Source organism: Actinomycetes bacterium (assembly GCA_024222295.1).
Lineage (GTDB): Bacteria > Actinomycetota > Acidimicrobiia > Acidimicrobiales > Microtrichaceae > JAAEPF01.
In genome coordinates, this window is sequence record JAAEPF010000040.1 from 1 (window position 1) to 2,439 (window position 2,439).

The window sequence follows — 2,439 nt, forward strand, 5'->3', positions numbered from 1 at the left end:
AGCATTACAACCCCGAGTCCGAGGAAAACCTTGCCTGCTACATGCATGACAAGGCCTTCATGGGCCAATGTATAATCTGATTCCCGAAACAGGGGCTATTCCGTGAAAACGGACAGGCACGTCAACGAGCCGTCGGCCTGCATGATTGAGTCCATGTCCACCGAGGTGATCGAGAAACCGGCATCCAGCATCACCTGCCTCGTCACGGGGAAGCCGGCGGAGATGATGACTCGGTCGTCGGAGTAGCCGATGGTGTTGGCGGCGTAGGACTCCGAGTTGGGGACCCACAGGACCTCGTCTGCGAGAGCCCCCAGCTGCCCCTGTGTGAGGTGGCCCTCCGCGGCGACGATGGTCCCCTCCCTGGGCGTGGACATCACGGTGGTAAGGTGAAGAGTCGAGCTCGGCACATCGATCAGCACCGAGTCGAACCCAGCCGCCCCGACCTTGGAGGCGAGATACTCTGCCCCCTCCCTGCTTGTGCGAGTCGACACGCCGATCAGGTACCTGTCGTCGTAGAACACGACGTCTCCCCCATCCAGTGACATGCCCTCGGGCATCCTGTCGATCTCGTACCTGCCCGATAGGTGCTCCACCACAGCGTCCTGCTCCCCCTCCCTAGAGGGGTGACCCATGTTCGGGATGACGGCGGTGTCGCCGACAATAACGGCGGTGTCCTCCGTGAAGCAGCAGTCGGGGTAGTCAGCGAGGGCAGGCAGCACGGTGACGTCGGTCCCGTGTGCTCGGAGCGCTGCGACGTAGGCCGCGTGCGACCCCTCCGCCTCGGACACGCTGGGCTGGCGGGTACCGAAGTACCCGGTGACCGCGCTGTCGTAGCTCGGCGATATGGAGCGTGCCACCGCGGCCCTACGGGTCCTGTCGCAAGAGCCAGGCATCGATTCCCGGTCGAACGCCCCGTTGTTAACGATTCGGAAATCACCCTGACCATGGATTATGAACGGCCTCGCGGCGCAGGGCGTCATGGAACTGGTCGACGCCACCGACGACGCTGGCAACGCAGCGAGCCCGATCCTGCCCGAGGACGTCAAGAACTACCTCATTGACATAGACGGGACGGTGGGCGAGGACATACCCAACGAGGAGCCTGAGAGGATGGCCACCGCAGAGGCCTACCCCGATGCAGTGGAGACGATCAACAGATGGTTCCACGAGGGCCACCAGATATGCTTCTTCACAGCGAGGACCGAGGACCACAGGGATGTCACCGAGGCTTGGCTCGGCGAGAAGGGGTTTCTGTACCACTCGCTGCTCATGGGCAAGCCCCGCGGCGGCAACTACCACTGGATAGACAACCACGTGGTGCGCGCCACGAGGTACTCCTCCAAGTTCACCGACCTGGTGAAGCGCAACGTGGAGATAGAGGTCTTCGACGACCAGTAGGGGCATCATAGCGCATTTTCACCCGTTTTGAGCAGTAGAACCGCAGATTGATATGGTCAAGCCCGCGAGGGCGGGCCAGTGAGCACATGAGTGTAGACAGCGCAGCAGACGGAAGCAAGAGACAATCACCAATGGGCAATGGACTCGTCGCCCTAGCGATATTCACCCTCCTGGCAGGCACCTCGATGGCAGCCGGCCTCGAGGACTTCGCCGCCCCGGACTACGCGGAGGACAGCTGGATGGATGGCGTCGTGGACGATGCCACCGACGACCGCGGCTGGGACACCATCAAGTCGGACGACAGGCCGATCAAGAAGGCCGCGAAGGACCTCATCCACCGCATGATGCCCAAGAGGATGGACGACAGGATGGACGACAGGATGGACCACCTGGAGGACAGGATGGCAGCGGGTCAGGAGCTCGTGACGGCATTCCAGTTCTGCATCGAGCACGTCGAGTGCACCGGTGACACGGACGAGCTGCGGTTCATGATCGACAGCATCAACTCGAGGCACGTCGACATGAGGGAGAAGGTCGACGCACGCGAGGCGGGCGAGCTCCCCGAGCAGCGGGACAGGAAGATGGCTGACGATGACGACAGCCAGGAGGACTGCGAGGCCGCAGGAGGAACGTGGTCCGACGAGAGGCAGGTGTGCTACTCCGATGACGAGAGGGAGGTCGAGGACGACGAGGTGCGGTTCGACTGCCGAACCTACGAGTTCTGGACGGAGGAGAAGCAGGAGTGGTGCGATTCACATTACAACGACGACTGGCACCAGTGGGACGGCGCGGACAGGAAGGCCGCAATGCTCGAGACAGCCTCCACCGCCGTGGAGTTCTGCCTCGAGAGCGACGACTGCACCGCAGATGCAGCAGCGCTCACAGCGATACACGAGCGAATGATCGACCGCCACATGCACCACATGCGCGACGCCATACGCCTAGACCGCGGGGACTGGGACGAGGGCGCGGCACGGGTCATGGGTGACATCGAGGTATCAGAGGAGATGTGCCTGGAGCGAGGTGGCGAGTGGGTCACCG

The 2,439-nt window shown here is 62.7% G+C and carries 3 protein-coding genes; 2 read left to right on the top strand and 1 reads right to left on the bottom strand.

All coding sequences use genetic code 11. The features are described from left to right. Positions 1-95 precede the first annotated feature (95 nt). Positions 96-788, bottom strand: coding sequence for a hypothetical protein (locus GY812_14335; protein MCP4436662.1), 693 nt, complete (start codon positions 786-788; stop codon positions 96-98). 190 nt (positions 789-978) lie between these two features. Between GY812_14335 and GY812_14340 the strand changes: the two genes are divergently transcribed. Both GY812_14340 and GY812_14345 read left to right on the top strand, forming a co-directional pair. Continuing rightward, positions 979-1,398 (top strand): phosphoheptose isomerase, encoded by a 420-nt coding sequence (locus GY812_14340; protein ID MCP4436663.1) that lies wholly within the window; start codon positions 979-981, stop codon positions 1,396-1,398. Between the two features lie 131 nt (positions 1,399-1,529). Further along, positions 1,530-2,439 (top strand): hypothetical protein (locus GY812_14345; GenBank protein MCP4436664.1); only part of this gene is annotated, 910 nt, incomplete at its 3' end.

Bases quoted from the DNA above. Each gene is read 5' to 3' on its own strand.
- GY812_14340 (MCP4436663.1), top strand. From the start codon at position 979: ATGGAACTGGTCGACGCCACCGACGACGCTGGCAACGCAGCGAGCCCG.